Source organism: Rugamonas fusca, assembly GCF_014042365.1.
Taxonomy (GTDB): domain Bacteria; phylum Pseudomonadota; class Gammaproteobacteria; order Burkholderiales; family Burkholderiaceae_D; genus Rugamonas; species Rugamonas fusca.
Window position 1 is genome coordinate 1 of the sequence record NZ_JACEZS010000019.1, and the last position, 13,775, is coordinate 13,775.

Consider the following 13,775-nt stretch of genomic DNA (forward strand, 5'->3'; position numbering starts at 1 on the left):
CAAGTACTGAGAAAACGGGCGCGACAAGCGTTTGCGGCTAAGGCAGGCAAGAAATTGCGCCTCGATAAAATCGAGGCGCCGGGACAGTATTATCGACTTGACGCTGGTTGGCTAATGGGTGACCCCGGTTTTGTGGTTTTGTGTCAGGCCGTGACCTGGCGGCCGTTCCTGGCCGACCAGCGATACAGGCCGCCGACCAGCATGGCGCCCACCACCAGCGCCACCAGCATGCCCTGCGCCTCGCTCAAGCCGTTGGTGATGGCCAGCGGCTCGCCTTTGCCCGACAGGACGATCATGCCGGCCAGCGCCACGTTGAACAGGCTCTCGCCGACGATGAAGCCGGACATCACCAGCACGCCCAGCCGCTTGGCCGTCTCGCCACCGGCCTTGCGCTCGACCATGCGGTCAAACAGGTAGCCGGCCACGGCGCCCACCACGACGGGGGAGGTGGCGGAGCTGGGCAGATAGATGGCCAGGCCCACGCCCAGCGGTGGCAGGCTGTATTTGCCGTTGCTGGCTTTTTTCAGCGCGAAGTCCACCACCACCAGGCCCAGGCCGATCAGCGCGCCCCACAGCACCAGGCTCCATGGCAGGTTGCCGCCGATGACGCCCTTGGCCAGCGTGGAGATCAGCGTCGCCTGCGGCGCCGGCAGCGGCTGGGACGAGATGGCGTCCAGATTCGGCGCGCCGGTGAAGCCGTTGGCGTGGTTGAGCAGCTCCAGCACCGGCGGGATCACGCAGGAACCGGCGATCACGCCCACGATCAGGGCTACCTGCTGTTTCCACGGCGTGGCGTCCACCAGTTGGCCCGTCTTCAGGTCCTGCAGGTTATCGTTACCGACCACGGAAACGGCCATCACGACGGTGGTGACGAACAGCGAGAACGCCACCAGCGCGGTCGATACGTCCGGTCCCATCAGGCCACGGCCCACGGCGCCCACGCTGACGGCCGCGCCCAGGATGGTGAGGATGGCGATGCCCGACACGGGCGAGTTGGAAGCGCCGATCAGGCCCGCCATGTAGCCGCACACGGCGGCGGCGAACATGCCGGCGATCAGGATGTAGGCCACGCCCACCACCACCAGCGGCGTGGACAGCGACGCCAGCACGCCACCTTGCAGGAAGCTGGCCAGCAGCCAGCCGGCCGGCACCATCGACAGCATGGTCACCAGGCCGACGATGAAGATCGGCAGATCCTGTTCCGCGCGGTCGATCACGGCGCCATCCTGCTTGGCGCGGCGCGACGCTTCCAGTGCCGACTTCAGGCCGCCGATGACGGGCTTGGCCAGGCCGGCCAGCGTCACCAGCGCGGCCGCGCCGATCACGCCGGCGCCCATCATGCGCACGTCCGACGACCATACCTTGAGCGCCAGGTCGGCCGCTTCCATGCCGGCCACGGCCGGTTGGGCGGCCGTCATCAGCGGCACCAGGATGCCCCAGGCGATCACCAGGCCGGCCAGCATGGCGATGCCGACCGTGATGCCCATCAGGTGGCCGGCGCCGATCAGGGCCAGCGAGCTCGATGCGCCGATGCCGGTGGCGCCGCCGCCGGTGCGGAAGTAGATCGCCACTTCACCGGCCATCACCTTGACGGCGCTGCCGGCGGCGAACAGCGCGGACGCCGCGCTGCCCCAGATCATGGCCCACAGGCCGGCCTTGCCCTCGGCCGCGCCGGCGCGCGAGGCCATGCCCACCTTGAGCACCTCGGCCGCCGCCACGCCTTCCGGATAGGGCAGGTCGGACTGCGACACGAGGGCGCGCCGCAGCGGCATGGTGTACATCACGCCCAGCACGCCGCCAATGGCGCAGGCGCCGAAGGTGGGCCAGAACGGCACGTGCGCCCACCAGCCTATCATCAGCAGGCCAGGCAGCACGAAGATCACCGACGCCAGCGTGCCGGCGGCCGAGGCGATGGTCTGGACGATGTTGTTTTCCTGGATGGACGCGTCCTTGAAGGCGCTCAGCAGCGCCATCGAGATCACGGCCGCCGGGATCGAGGTGGCGAACGTCAGGCCCACCTTCAGGCCCAGGTAGACCTGGGCGGCGGTAAAGATCAGGGTGATCAGGATGCCCAGGATCACCCCGCGCAGGGTGATTTCCTTGGGATTGGATGGTGCTGCAACGCTCATCTTCAACACTCCGATGGTTGTGTAATATTTGTCAAACGACAAGAAAAGCCGACATCATATCCGACATTGCGGCTAATCTATACAACTGTGATGGCCACGGCAAGCAGACTTTGTGGCGGCAGCCGGAGCAGCCTGTAAAATAGCGGATTGTTCGAACGATTTTGAAGGCAACAGCATGGCAATCCAATGGTATCCGGGGCATATGAACGCCGCCAAGAAGAAGGCGGCGGAACAGATGGAGAACACCGATCTGGTGATCGAGGTGGTCGACGCCCGGCTTCCCGAGGCCAGCTGCAACCCGATGGTGGAGGAGCTGCGCAAGTTCCGCCAGCGTCCGTGCCTGAAGATTTTGAACAAGACCGACCTGGCCGATCCGGCCGCCACGGCGGCCTGGGTGGCCTACTACAACGCCCAGGAAGGCGTGACGGCCTACGCCATGACGACCAAGAAGCCGGCCGAAGTGGCGCGCATTCCGGAGCTGGCCAAGTCGCTGGCGCCGCACCGCGGCGTGCCCACCAAGCCGCTGCGCATCATGATCATGGGGATTCCCAACGTCGGTAAATCGACCCTGATGAACGCGCTGCTGAAAAAACGCGTGGCCAAGGTGGGTGACGAACCGGCTGTCACCAAGCAGCAGCAGAAGCTGTACCTGGACAAGAACACCATCCTGGTCGATACGCCCGGTATGTTGTGGCCCAAGATCGCCATGGCCAGCGATGGCCTGATGCTGGCCGCCAGCCACGCCATCGGCTCCAACGCGCTGATCGAGGAGGAGGTGGCCGTGTTCCTGGGCGAGGAAATGCTCAAGCACTACCCGCAGCTGCTGGTGGCGCGCTACGGCTTCAAGGATATCGAGCAGATGGACGGCATTGGCGTGGTGGAAGGCGTGGCTGCGCGGCGCGGCTTCCGCCAGAAGGGCGGCGACCTCGATTTCGAGAAGGCGGCGCACACCTTCCTGGGCGACTACCGCAGCGGCGCGCTGGGCCGCGTGTCGCTGGAAACGCCGGATACGCGCAAGGAGCGTCTGGAACAGCACGCCGCCGAGATGGCGGCCAAGGCGGAAAAGGCCGCCGCGCTGGCGGCCGAGAAAGCCAAGGCCGCCGCCAACGGCAAGCGCGGCACCTGACCGTTACCCAAGCGCCTGGCCGAAGCGGAAGCTCGACACGGCCAGCGCCCCAAAGAACGCATCCTCGTGGTACGGCATGGCCGCCGCTTCCTGCTCGGCCGCGCCCAGCGCCACCATCAACGGCAGCAGATGTTCCTCGCGCGGGTGCGCCATGCGCGCGGCCGGCGCCTTTTCCCATGCCAGCAACTGGGCCGTGCGCTCGGCCGGCGGCAGCGCCATGGTGGCGCGCAGCCAGCCGTCGAACTGGTGCGAGGCCGCTGCGCCCTGGGCGTTGAAGGCGCGCAGGTTGTGGTAACTGAGGCCGCTGCCGACGATCAGTATCCCTTCCTCGCGCAGCGGCGCCAGCGCCCGTCCCGCCTCCACGTGGGTGAGCGGATCGAGGCCATGCCGCAGCGACAGCTGGACGATGGGCACATCCGCCTGCGGATACACGGGATACAGCGCGCTGAAGGTGCCATGGTCGAAACCGCGCTCCGTATCGAGCATGGTGGCGTGGCCCGCGCCGTCGAGCAGCGCCTTCACGCGCGCGGCCAGTTCCGGCGAACCGGGCGCGTTGTACTGCACTTCGTAGGTGTGGGGCGGGAAACCGTAATAATCGTAGATCATGGGCGGCCGGGCGCTGGCCGACACGGTGAACTCGCGCGCCTCCCAGTGTGCCGTCACCACCAGCACGGCCTTGGGCGTGGTGCCCAGCTGGCGCGGCATGTCGCGCAGCGAGGACTCGAGCGCGTCGTAGGTATGGCCGAATTCCGTTTTCATGAACGGCCAGGGGCCGCCGCCGTGGGACAGGAAATAGGTGGGTAGTGGGTGCGCTTGCATGGGCAGTCTCCAGACTCGGTAAGCCTTGACTATATGCTTGCGTACTCAAGTATTCAATCGTCCAACTGTGGATGGACCATTCAGCTTTTGTTAATGATGAGCGTCTGCATCATAGCCGCGGGTATAATGCCGGGGTTTTGGTGCCCGCGCGCGTGACCACGTGCGCAGTTAAACGGGAAACACGAGGCCGCTCCCAGCGATCACGGCCAAGGTGTGCTGCCCCCGCAACGGTAAACAAGCGCCGACCGCTCCCCGCGGCCGGCAGGCTGGCTCAATGACCACTACGCACGGCGTAGGAAGGTGGGCCAGTCGGACTTGCAAGCCCGGATACCGGCCAGACAGGTGGATGAGCGTTGCGCCCAGGGCGCCGGCGCGCCATCCGGTTTATTCCGGCTTGCGGGGACGCAGGCGGATGCCCATTCAACAAAGATCTGACATGCAAATCTCCGTTACCCGCCGCCTGCCGGCGTCGCAGCCGCTGGTGCTGGCCGCTGCCGTTTCCCTCTGCTTCGCCGCATCCGTGCCCGCGCTGGCGCAAACCGCCGTTGGCCAGTCGCTGGCGCCCATCGTCATCACGGGCGCCCGTTTCGACGCGGCCGCAGGCATGGCGCCGATCGGCGCTACCGTCATCACGGCCGACGAAATCCGCCGCGCCGGCGTCAGCGACGTCAACGCCGCCATCCGCAAGATCGGCGGCGTGTACGGCCGCAACAGCCTCGATGGCAGCCCGGACTTCGGCCTGGACCTGCGCGGCTTTGGCACCAACAGCAGCCAGAACCTGGTGGTGGTGGTGGACGGCGTGCGCGTGTCGGAGAGCGAACTGTCGAATGTGATCCTGTCCACCATTCCCGTCGAGACGGTGGAACGCATCGAGATCAACCGCGGCGGCGCCAGCGTGCTGTATGGCGAAGGCGCGACCGGCGGCGTAATCAACATCGTCACCAAGCGCCCCGTGGCGCATAGCGCCGGCGGCAGCATGACGGCGGAAGTGGGCCAGTTCCGCGAGCGCGAACTGCGCGGCACCGTGCACCAGGGCTGGGATGGCTTTGCCGCCGACGGCGCCGTCGATGCGCGCCATAACGACAACTACCGCGCCAACAACAACTACAAGCAGGTCGACGTGAGCGCCGGCGCGCAGTGGTTCAGCAAGGAAGGCCGCATGGGCTTCCGCTACGAAGGCGCGCGCGAGGACATGCGTTTCGCCGGTTCGCTCAGCGAAGACCAGTTCAACGCCAACCCACGCCAGACCTTCACGCCCAACGACTTCGGTTCGCTCGACAGCGACCGTCTCACCGGCTTCATCACGCGCCGCATCGGCAACCTGGATCTGGCAGCCGAACTGTCGCACCGTGAGAAGACGTCGAAGGGAACGTTCGTTTCGTCCTACGGCGTGTACGCGGCGGACGCCACCAGCAAGCAAACCCAGTTCTCGCCCCGCCTGCGCCAGCTGGGCGAGATTGGCGGCATGACCAACGAAGTGGTGGCTGGCCTGGACCTGATGCGCTGGAATCGCGTGACCATTGCCGATGCCAGCGGTTACTCCTCGCACGTGGAGGCGACCCAGCGTTCCAAGGCCATCTACGCGCGTGACGAGATCAAGTTCGATCCCGCCCACAACGGCCGCCTGGCCGCCGGCGTACGCCGTGAATTGTTCGACAAGGATTACAACGACGGCTTCGGCAGCCAGTACAACATCGTGCAAGGTCTGAACGCGTGGGAACTGCAAGGCAGCTACGCCGTACTGCCCGCGCTGGAAGCGTTCGCCAAGGCCGGCCAGAGCTACCGCCTGGCCAACGCGGATGAAAACACCTTAACGCCAACGGGCAAACCGCTCCAGTCCCAGACATCGCATGACCTGGAATTGGGCGCCAGCTATGGCGACGCCGCACGCAAGATCACGGCCCGCATCTTCCGCAGCAACGTGGCCAACGAGATCTTCTTCGATCCGACCCTGAATCACGGCAATGGCGCCAACACCAACCTGGACCCGACCCGCCGCGAAGGCTTCGAGCTCGATGGCGAAGCGAGGGTGGCGCCTGACTGGACCGTCATCGGCCACTACCAGCACGTGAAAGCCACCTTCCGCGCAGGCGTGAACGCCGGCCGCGAAATGGTGCTCGTGCCGAAGAATATCGTCACGGCCCGCCTGGCCTGGACGCCTGCTGATGGCCAGAGCGCCGACATCGGCGCCCAGTGGGTGGACCAGCAGCGTTACGGTGCTGATTTCAGCAACGATTGCTCGGCCCAGATGCCATCGTTCACCACCTTCGACGCACGTTATGCCCGCAAGCTGGGCCAGTGGGAGCTGTCCGTCGCCGGCCTGAACCTGGCGGACAAGCACTACTTCTCGCAAGCGTTCGCGTGCCGCGGCAGCATCTACCCAAGTGACGGCCGCCAGCTGAAGGTCGCCGCACGCTACGACTTCTAAGCGCAGCAAGCCAGCGCCGGATGCCCCCGCATCCGGCGCTTTTTTCATCATCGGATAACCGTCATGCACTTCCCACACCGAACCCTGGCCGGCGCGCTGGCGCTGCTGTGCACTCCGCTGCACGCGGCCATCACCGTGCGTGACGACGCCGGCAACACCGTCACGCTGGCGCGTCCCGCCCAGCGCGTGATCGCCATGGCGCCCCACATCACCGAGCTGCTGTTCGCGGCCGGCGGCGGCGAGCGCTTGGTGGGCGCCATGAACTTCAGCGACTACCCGGCAGCGGCCAAGCGCGTGCCGCAGGTAGGCAGCAACGAGCAGATCGACATGGAACGCATCCTGGCACTCAAGCCCGATTTGCTGGTGGTGTGGAAAAGCGGGAACACGGCGCGCCAGCTGGACCAGCTCAAGAGCCTGGGCGTGCCCATGTTCTACAGCGAGCCGCAAAAGCTTGATGAAGTGGCCACCAGCCTGACGCGGCTGGGCCAGTTGCTGGGCACGGAACCCGCCGCGCAGGCCGCCGCGCGCGACTACCGCGCCCGCATCGCCGCGCTGTCGTCGGCCTACGCGCGGCGCCCGCCGGTACGGGTGTTCTACCAGATCTGGGACAAACCGCTGTTCACCCTCAACGGCGACCATATCGCCAGCGATGTGATACGCCTGTGCGGCGGCCAGAACGTGTTCGCCGCGCAGAAGGTGGTGGCGCCGTCCGTCAGCACCGAGGCCGTGTTGCAGGAAAATCCCGAAGCCATCATCGGCAGCGAGCGGGCCGGCCAGCCCGAAGCGGGCATCTACTTGTGGAAGCAGTATCCAGGCATGCAGGCCGTCAAGCGGGGCAACCTGTTCGCGCTCGACGGCGACATGCTGACCCGCGCCACGCCGCGCATCGCCGACGCGGCAACCCAGCTGTGTGAAAAATTGGAGACGGCGCGCCGCCGCCGGCCTTAGGACGGGCTTAATTCCCGCGCGAAGCTTCGTTTTTTGCATTCCGGCCCCAAAACGGCGGGGAAAAAGTGGTAATCTGCCGGCGTTTGCTACTCATTCATGAAGGATCGTTATGCGCTTACTGCGTCTCTTGCTTGCTTCCGTCGCCTTTGTGGCATCCGCTTCCGGCGCTGTCGCCGCCGATTTCAAGAGCGGTGTCGACTACATGACGCTCGATACCCCGGTGCGCGCCGACACCGGCAAAAAGGTGGAAGTGGTGGAAGTGTTCATGTACCACTGCCCGCACTGCAACGCGCTCGACCCGGCACTCAACGATTGGGTCAAGAAGCAGGGTGACAAGATCGTGTTCCGCCGCCTGCACATGGCGCCCAACGTCACCGAGCCGCAGGCGCACGCGTTCGCCACGCTGGAAGCGATGAACGCGCTGGGCAACGGCCTGCACGAAAAAATCTTCCACGCCATCCATGTGGAGCATAATCGCCTGAACACGGACCAGGGTTTGCTCGATTTCGTCACGAAAAACGGCGTGGACAAAACGAAGTACCTGGAATTTTTCAACTCGTTCGCGGTCCAAACGAAGATGAAGCGGTCCATGCAGCTGGTCAGCGAGTATAAGCTCGACAGCTCGCCGAGCATCGTGATCGACGGTCATTACACCACCTCGCCAGCGCTGGCCGGTCATGGCCAGTCCAGCGTCCCGGCCGCGCACGCGGCGCTGTTCCAGGTGATGGACATGCTGGTCGCCAAAACCAGCGCGGAGAAAGCAGCCAAGAAATAACATGGAAGAAAACGAAGTAGAAAAAGGCGTCATGAAGATGTACAGGGAGTCCGAGCCGGACATCAACACCCTGTACGAATACAGCTACGTCAACCACATCGCGTGGAGCATCCTCGTGATCGCGATCGGCCTGATCATCTGGCTCACGATCGCGCTCTCGAATGCCGAGAACCTGCGCTATGCACTGATGACCAGGCAATGCGCCGATCCCGTCTTCAAGGGCGAGGTCGACACCAAATGCCTGAAAACGGTGCATGCGCGCGAGCATTGGTGGCAGAACGTCGCTTATGCCTTGCGCCACGTGAAGCCTGAGTAGAATCTGGAGTCGGTCACGATGAAAGAAGTTTTGCTCGTTACCGGCAGCGGCCGGGGGATAGGTGCGGCCACGGCGCTGCTGGCCAGCCAGCGCGGCTACGCCGTCTGCATCAACTACCGTGCCGACGCCGGTGCGGCCGAGGCGCTGCGTGAGCGCATCGTGGCCGCCGGCGGCGAAGCTATCGCCGTGCAGGCCGACGTGGCCGTGGAGGCGGACGTGCAGCGCCTGTTCGCCACCATCGATGCGCAACTGGGGACCATCACGGCCCTCGTCAACAACGTCGGCGTGCTGGAGCGGCAGTGCAAGCTGACGGAGATGTCGGTCGAGCGGCTGCACCGCGTGTTCACCACCAACGTCATCAGCTACTTCCTGTGCTGCAAGGAGGCCGTGCTGCGCATGTCTACCGCGCGCGGCGGGCAGGGTGGGCGCATCGTCAACGTCTCGTCGGGCGCCTCGCGTGTCGGCTCGCCCAACGTCTACATCGATTACGCCGCTTCCAAGGGCGCCGTCGATACGCTGACGCTGGGCTTGTCGAAGGAAGTGGCGGCCGAGGGCATCCGCGTCAACTGCGTGCGGCCCGGCTTGATTTATACGGAAATCCACGCCAGCGGCGGCGATCCCGGCCGGGTCGAACGCATGGCCGCCACCGTGCCCATGCAGCGCGGCGGCCAGCCGGAAGAAGTGGCGGAAGCCATCCTGTGGCTGCTCAGCCCACAGTCGTCCTACGTCAGCGGCACCTTCATCGACGCCGCCGGCGCGCGCTGATCTTCAAACAAAACAGGTAGCTCCTTCAAGCGCCGGCCCGATTATCAAAAGGGGCCGGCGCGCCCAGAATGCGGTTCGTGCGCTGTGCACTTGACCTTCATTCTTGCGAGGAGCTGCCGATGTCCCATTCCCACCTTTCCAATTCCCTCACGCTCGCCGGCCTGTTGTGCGCCGCACCGATGGCCGCCATGGTCGCTGTGCCTGCCGTGGCTGCGGTGGCCGATGTCGCCAGCCCGGCCGCCAACTTGCCCGCGCCGGCGCGCGTGTTCAGCGCTGCCACCACGCCGGAACTGGCAGCGGTGATGCTGGCCGCGCGCCGTTACGCCGCGTTCTGGAACAGTGGCGATCCCGCCTATGCGCAGCAAGCGCTGGCGCCCGGCTTCATCGACCGTACCTTGCCGGAAGGCCGCGAACAGGGCACGGCCGGCCCGTTGCAGGCTTCCCGCAATTTCCGCGCCGCCGTGCCCGACCTGGCGGCGGAGGTGACGGACATGGTGGCTGCCGGTGACCGGGTGGTGGTGCGCCTGCATTTCACGGGCCACTTCACGGGCCAGTTCGGGCAGGTCAAAGGCCAGGGGCAGGCCATCGACTTCCAGGCGTTTGACCTGTACCGCGTGGCCGACGGCCGCATCGCCGACAACTGGCACCTGGAGGACAACCTGGCGCTGTTGCGGCAGATGGGCGTGATCCGTCCTTAAATCCTGAGCTGGCTGAAACGCTCTTGCAGAAATTCGGCCAGCAGCGCGATGCGCGGTGGCTGGAAGCGATGGCGGTGGTACAGCAGGTTGAGCGGCGCGCCGTCGGTGAAGTAATCGTCGAGCACCGTGCGCAGGCGGCCAGCGCGCAAGTCCTCGCCAATGTCGAGGATGGATTTCCAGGCGTAGCCCTGGCCGTCCACGGCCCAGCGACGCACCACTTCGCCATCATTGCTTTGCAGGTAGCGCCGCACGCGCACCGAGGCGGCGCGGCGTTTGCCGCCGGTGTTGTCCGTGTAGCGCCAGTCGTGCATGGGGCCGTGGGCCGTCGCCAGCACGATGGTGGGCAGTTCGGCCAGTTGCGCCGGCGTGTCGGGCACGCCGCAGCGCGCCAGCAGGGCCGGTGCGGCGCACACCACGCGCCGGCTGGCCGCCAGCGGCCGCGCCACCATGTCGCTGTCGGGCAGTTGGCCGTAGCGGATGGCCAGGTCGATATCGTCGCGCACCAGGTCGGCCGGGGTGTCGCTCAGCGTGAGCGCGTATTGGACCTCGGGGTGCAGCGCGCGGAATTGGGCCAGCATGGGCAGCAGCAGATTGCGTCCCAGGTCAGACGGCGCGGAGATGCTGACCGTGCCGCGCGCGGCGCCATCGCCGGCGCGCAGGCCCGCTTCGGCCTCCGCCATCAGCGCCAGCGCCTGTTCGCTGAAGTGGCGGTACACCTGGCCCTCCTCGGTCAGGCGCAGGCGCCGCGTGGTGCGCTCGAACAGCTTCGTTTGCAGCGATGTCTCCAGGCGCTGGATGGCGGCGCTGGCGGCGGCCGGCGACAAGCCCTGGCAGCGCCCGGCGGCGGAAAAGCTGCCCAGCCGGGCGGCGTCGAGGAACAGGCGGATGGCGCCAAAGCGCTCCATGCCGCCCGCGTAGTGGATATCGTTCATGGTGCTCCTGTGCGAGTGCGCCATTCTACCGACGAATTGCGGGCCGGCTCAGGGGGCGACTCAGAAGCCTCTTATTTTTGTAATGTAATCCCAGTGTGACTACAATTGCTCAAGAAAGACCAAGAGGACACTATGGCTAACGCGGATACTTACGTACGTGCTCGCATCGACACCGACACCAAGAACCGTGCCGCTGAAGCGCTGGAAGCAATGGGATTATCTATTTCGGACGCAATTCGCCTACTGATGCTGCGCATAGCGGATGAACGCCGCTTGCCATTTGAAGTTAAGGTCCCGAACGCAACGACCCGCAAGGCAATCGCCGAGCTGGAAGCCGGACAGGGCAAACGTTTTGCCAACGTGACCGCGCTGATGGCCGACTTGGAGGCCGACGACGATTGAGGAATGACAGCGCCCAGCCGAAAAATGGGCGCGTGGCCACTGTCGCATTCTTGCTGAATTGTCATAAAAATGCCATGAATTCAACATAACGCGGTCATATTTGGTGGGTAGCGTTGCACGTTTTACCAACGTGTAACTTACATTTCCATAGTGACCGCCATCATGACCCCGAATCGCGCCTTCCCCCGTAGCAAACTCGCCTCCCTCGTCGCTCTCGCCCTGGTGCACATGGGCGCCACCGCCGCCGATAGCTTGCCCGATGCCGAAGGCGCCGCCGCCGCTGCCGCCGTCGGCGCCACCGCCACCGCGACGGTGGTGGTCTCGGCCAAGGCCGGCGCCTACCGCGCCGATGAAACGGCCAAGGGATCGGCATCGTCCGTCGCGCCCACCCAGGCCAGCATGCAGGCGAGCGAACCGCAATCGATCATCACGCGCGAATTCATCGAACTGTCGGTGGCGCCCACGGCCGAATACAGCCGCATCGTCAATATCGCGCCCAGCATGTCAGGCGATTCGGCCAATGGCCCCGGCCTGTCCGAAACCAAGACCACCATGCGCGGCTTTGGCGACGACCAGTACAACATCACCTTCGACGGCATCCCCTGGGGCGACACCAACAACCCGGCCCACCACTCGACCTCGTTCTTCCCCGGTTCCGTGATCGGCGGCGCGGTGGTCGAGCGCGGCCCCGGCATGGCCAGCAACTTCGGCTACGCCACGTTCGGCGGCTCGATCAACCTGTACTCCAAGCAGGCCTCGAAGACGCAGAGCGCCAGTGTGTTCGGCTCCGTCGGCACCTGGGGTACGGCGCTGCTGGGCGGCTCGTACGAAAGCGGGCGCCTGCGCGACTACGGCAACGCCACCGTGCAGCTGAACTACCAGCACCTGAAGTCGGACGGCTACCTGACCGGCAACAGCATCAAGAGCGACAACTACTTCATCAAGTTCCAGCGCGCCATCGGCACCGACACGCTGGCCACGGTGGTGGCCACCGACAACGAGATCAAGTACGTCCAGCCCGATAATTCGAAGGGCCCGACGCTGTCGCAGATCGCCCAATTCGGCAGGAACTACAGCCTGAACGACGACCCCACCAGCTTCAACTACACGGGTTACAACCACACCACCAAGCACACGGACTTCAGCTACCTGCGGCTGGAAACCAGCTGGGGCGACGGTGTGAACTCGGACAACCAGGTTTATACCTACGCCTACGACAACCAGACCATCTCGTCTAGCGACCCGACCGGCGCCACGCTGCCCGGCACCAAGGCTGGCGCGCCGGGCAACAAGGACATCCCCGGCATCGACAAGCAGAACAAGTACCGCGCGTACGGTGACATCTTCAAGCTGAGCAAACAGTTCGGCGACAGCATAGGCCGCGCCGGCTTCTGGTACGAATACTCGGATACGGACCGCCACCAGTACGACCTGGACCTGACGCTCAACGTGCGCGATCCGCGCGAAACCAAGCCCGCCCCCGTGACCTTCCCCAGCGTGCTGTTCGACCAGCAGTCCACCATCCGCAACTTCCAGCCCTTCGTCGAATTCGAGTGGGCCGCGACCGACAGCCTGACCGTCACGCCGGGCGTGAAGGCGGTGCGCATCACGCGTGCCGTGGACGCCGACGTGAACCAGAGCACGCGCCTGCCGCAGCACACCTCCGTCGATTACCACGCCACGCTGCCGTTCCTGACGGCCAACCAGCGCCTCGGCGCCGACCTCGCCGTGTATGCCCAATACGCCAAGGGCTTCCAGATCCCGGACCTGAAGTCGTTCTACATTGCCGACCCGACCCGCAACAGCAGCGATCCCCAGCTGTCCACCAACTACCAGCTGGGCGTGGTGGGCAAGCAGGACGTGCTGACCTGGGACGTGGACCTGTACCGCATCGACTTCACTAACAAGTACGTGTCGAACGGCCTCGGTGGCACGGCTGCGGCCTACGTCAACATCGGCGGCGTTACCTACAAGGGCGTGGAAGGGCAGTTGACCTGGGCCGTCGGCAATGGCCTGGCGCTGTATGCGAACGGCTCGTCCAACAAGGCCACGGCCAACGATACGGGCAAGACCATCTCCGGCTCGCCCGACATGACGGCCGCGCTGGGCGCGCTGTACAACGCCGGCCCGTGGTCGGCGTCGCTGATCTACAAGCGCACCGGCGAAGTGCGCCAGGTCGACTACGATCCCGCCAAGCCGGCCGCCTACGACCAGTACCTGACGCCGGCTTATGGCAATACGGACCTGAGCGTGGCCTACCGCTTCCAGCATCCTGGCGCCGGCATCAAGACGCTCAAGCTGCAGTTCAACGTGTTCAACCTGCTCAACCGCCAGGAGTTCGTCTCCATCTCGCCGGGCAAGACGGCGGCGTTCGACCAGTACATCAGCCAGGCGCCGCGCAGTGTCCAGCTGTCGGTCAAGGCTGACTTTTAAGCGG

The 13,775-nt window shown here is 65.3% G+C and carries 12 protein-coding genes and 1 riboswitch; of the genes, 9 read left to right on the forward strand and 3 right to left on the reverse strand.

The window, feature by feature from the left end:
- Positions 1–143 precede the first annotated feature (143 nt).
- Positions 144–2,129 carry an OPT family oligopeptide transporter gene (locus H3H36_RS19395; protein WP_182219741.1) on the reverse strand — a complete coding sequence of 662 codons (1,986 nt, stop codon included), beginning with the start codon at positions 2,127–2,129 and terminating at the stop codon, positions 144–146.
- Positions 2,130–2,304: 175 nt separating this feature from the next.
- Between H3H36_RS19395 and ylqF the strand changes: the two genes are divergently transcribed.
- Positions 2,305–3,255: a ribosome biogenesis GTPase YlqF gene (gene ylqF, locus H3H36_RS19400; protein ID WP_182219742.1), complete on the forward strand. Its 951-nt coding sequence runs from the start codon at positions 2,305–2,307 to the stop codon at positions 3,253–3,255.
- A 3-nt stretch (positions 3,256–3,258) separates the two neighbouring features.
- On the opposite strand, the gene H3H36_RS19405 is transcribed toward ylqF, so the two are convergent.
- Complete coding sequence (locus H3H36_RS19405; protein WP_182219743.1) at positions 3,259–4,074, reverse strand: DODA-type extradiol aromatic ring-opening family dioxygenase; 816 nt, start codon at positions 4,072–4,074, stop codon at positions 3,259–3,261.
- 121 nt (positions 4,075–4,195) lie between these two features.
- A riboswitch (cobalamin riboswitch) is annotated at positions 4,196–4,427 on the forward strand.
- 83 nt (positions 4,428–4,510) lie between these two features.
- Between H3H36_RS19405 and H3H36_RS19410 the strand changes: the two genes are divergently transcribed.
- The 6 genes from H3H36_RS19410 (at position 4,511) to H3H36_RS19435 (ending at position 10,004) form a co-directional block, all read left to right on the forward strand.
- Positions 4,511–6,502: a TonB-dependent receptor gene (locus H3H36_RS19410; RefSeq protein WP_182219744.1), complete on the forward strand. Its 1,992-nt coding sequence runs from the start codon at positions 4,511–4,513 to the stop codon at positions 6,500–6,502.
- 63 nt (positions 6,503–6,565) lie between these two features.
- Positions 6,566–7,450 (forward strand): cobalamin-binding protein, encoded by an 885-nt coding sequence (locus H3H36_RS19415; protein WP_182219745.1) that lies wholly within the window; start codon positions 6,566–6,568, stop codon positions 7,448–7,450.
- Between the two features lie 109 nt (positions 7,451–7,559).
- Positions 7,560–8,225: a thiol:disulfide interchange protein DsbA/DsbL gene (locus tag H3H36_RS19420; protein ID WP_182219746.1), complete on the forward strand. Its 666-nt coding sequence runs from the start codon at positions 7,560–7,562 to the stop codon at positions 8,223–8,225.
- A gap of 31 nt (positions 8,226–8,256) precedes the next feature.
- The gene (locus H3H36_RS19425) at positions 8,257–8,541 is read left to right on the forward strand and encodes a hypothetical protein (protein ID WP_229219996.1); all 285 of its coding nucleotides are present in this window, start codon (positions 8,257–8,259) and stop codon (positions 8,539–8,541) included.
- Between the two features lie 18 nt (positions 8,542–8,559).
- The gene (locus tag H3H36_RS19430; RefSeq protein ID WP_182219748.1) at positions 8,560–9,306 is read left to right on the forward strand and encodes an SDR family oxidoreductase; all 747 of its coding nucleotides are present in this window, start codon (positions 8,560–8,562) and stop codon (positions 9,304–9,306) included.
- A gap of 119 nt (positions 9,307–9,425) precedes the next feature.
- Complete coding sequence (locus tag H3H36_RS19435) at positions 9,426–10,004, forward strand: ester cyclase (protein WP_182219749.1); 579 nt, start codon at positions 9,426–9,428, stop codon at positions 10,002–10,004.
- Here the strand turns inward: H3H36_RS19435 and H3H36_RS19440 are convergent.
- Positions 10,001–10,936 (reverse strand): LysR family transcriptional regulator, encoded by a 936-nt coding sequence (locus tag H3H36_RS19440; RefSeq protein WP_229219997.1) that lies wholly within the window; start codon positions 10,934–10,936, stop codon positions 10,001–10,003. The genes H3H36_RS19435 and H3H36_RS19440 overlap by 4 nt on opposite strands.
- Before the next feature lie 132 nt (positions 10,937–11,068).
- On the opposite strand from H3H36_RS19440, the gene H3H36_RS19445 reads away from it, so the two are divergent.
- On the forward strand, positions 11,069–11,338 hold the full coding sequence (locus H3H36_RS19445; protein WP_182219750.1) for a type II toxin-antitoxin system RelB/DinJ family antitoxin: 270 nt from the start codon (positions 11,069–11,071) through the stop codon (positions 11,336–11,338).
- Between the two features lie 162 nt (positions 11,339–11,500).
- On the forward strand, positions 11,501–13,771 hold the full coding sequence (locus tag H3H36_RS19450) for a TonB-dependent receptor (protein WP_182219751.1): 2,271 nt from the start codon (positions 11,501–11,503) through the stop codon (positions 13,769–13,771).
- Positions 13,772–13,775: the final 4 nt, after the last annotated feature.

Coding starts and splice junctions, on each gene's coding strand:
- H3H36_RS19425 (WP_229219996.1), top strand. CDS start 8,257: ATGAAGATGTACAGGGAGTCCGAGCCGGACATCAACACCCTGTACGAA.
- H3H36_RS19410 (WP_182219744.1), top strand. CDS start 4,511: ATGCAAATCTCCGTTACCCGCCGCCTGCCGGCGTCGCAGCCGCTGGTG.
- H3H36_RS19405 (WP_182219743.1), bottom strand. CDS start 4,074: ATGCAAGCGCACCCACTACCCACCTATTTCCTGTCCCACGGCGGCGGC.
- H3H36_RS19450 (WP_182219751.1), top strand. CDS start 11,501: ATGACCCCGAATCGCGCCTTCCCCCGTAGCAAACTCGCCTCCCTCGTC.
- ylqF (WP_182219742.1), top strand. CDS start 2,305: ATGGCAATCCAATGGTATCCGGGGCATATGAACGCCGCCAAGAAGAAG.
- H3H36_RS19440 (WP_229219997.1), bottom strand. CDS start 10,936: ATGAACGATATCCACTACGCGGGCGGCATGGAGCGCTTTGGCGCCATC.
- H3H36_RS19395 (WP_182219741.1), bottom strand. CDS start 2,129: ATGAGCGTTGCAGCACCATCCAATCCCAAGGAAATCACCCTGCGCGGG.
- H3H36_RS19420 (WP_182219746.1), top strand. CDS start 7,560: ATGCGCTTACTGCGTCTCTTGCTTGCTTCCGTCGCCTTTGTGGCATCC.
- H3H36_RS19415 (WP_182219745.1), top strand. CDS start 6,566: ATGCACTTCCCACACCGAACCCTGGCCGGCGCGCTGGCGCTGCTGTGC.
- H3H36_RS19445 (WP_182219750.1), top strand. CDS start 11,069: ATGGCTAACGCGGATACTTACGTACGTGCTCGCATCGACACCGACACC.
- H3H36_RS19435 (WP_182219749.1), top strand. CDS start 9,426: ATGTCCCATTCCCACCTTTCCAATTCCCTCACGCTCGCCGGCCTGTTG.
- H3H36_RS19430 (WP_182219748.1), top strand. CDS start 8,560: ATGAAAGAAGTTTTGCTCGTTACCGGCAGCGGCCGGGGGATAGGTGCG.